2 protein-coding genes are annotated in these 936 nt (G+C 45.0%); one reads left to right on the top strand and one right to left on the bottom strand.

The genetic code is table 11. From position 1 onward, the window contains the following. Positions 1-261 (top strand): GGDEF domain-containing protein (locus A3756_RS02090; RefSeq protein WP_156490195.1); only part of this gene is annotated, 261 nt, incomplete at its 5' end. 30 nt (positions 262-291) lie between these two features. Here the strand turns inward: A3756_RS02090 and A3756_RS02085 are convergent. Then, positions 292-936: GGDEF domain-containing protein (locus tag A3756_RS02085; RefSeq protein ID WP_156490194.1), on the bottom strand; the 645-nt coding region annotated here is incomplete at its 5' end.

The following is a 936-nucleotide window of genomic DNA, read 5'->3' as shown; positions in this document are numbered from 1 at the left end:
TATGGCGGCGAAGAGCTATTAATTCTGATGCCCGGAAGTATTGGCCAACAAGCCAGAATATGTGCCGAGCGAGTCAGGGCAGCTATCGAGGCATTACAAATCCCTCACATTGAATCAGACAAAGGCGTGCTAACCGTCAGTATTGGTGTCGTGGAATCCAGAGTGGAAGCCTGGCAAGATCTGGTAAAACAGGCTGACAAAGCCCTTTACCAGGCAAAAAGTCAAGGAAGAAATCAGGTTACTGTAGCTGATCAGCTATAAAAGATCGGCCTTAGGTCTTATAGAACCTTATCAAGCGGTATTTTGAGTCTCATGGCCACCTGACTGACCTCCGATACAAATACGATTCCGGCCACTTTCTTTTGCCTGGTACAAAGCACTATCAGCAAACCCCACCAATGATTCACCTTTCTGCCACTCTGGTGGTGCCATGCTTGCCAAGCCAAAACTTGCAGTCATCGGTATTGTTTTGCCTTGATAAGTCATATTTGCGTCTTCAATTGCCCTTCGAAGTTTCTCGGTTTGCAATAGGGCCTCCTCTTGAGTCTGACCGTAGAGAATCGCAATGAATTCTTCACCACCATAACGAGCCACTATATCTGTTTGTCGCTGATACTGTTTCTTCATTAAGCGAGCAATCAGTTTTAAACACTCATCACCCGCCTGGTGGCCATAGGTATCATTTACCTTTTTAAAATGATCGATATCCATCATAACCAAGGTAAGCGGCGTCATGTTTCGGCGACTATTAGCCAAGGATATATCCATTGCTTGATCAAAGAATGGCCGGTTATAAAGTTGAGTCAAACCATCAATCTGGCTCATTAGTTCCAAGCGTTCTTCACGCTCCTTAATGCTTAGACGCATATGCTCCATGGCCCGAGCAACTGTCAGTAATTCATCATGCGTTCCAATCTCAATCGCTTGATCATAATT

The sequence above is a fragment of the Oleiphilus sp. HI0086 genome, from assembly GCF_001635225.1.
This window is presented reverse-complemented; position numbering and strand designations above follow the sequence as displayed.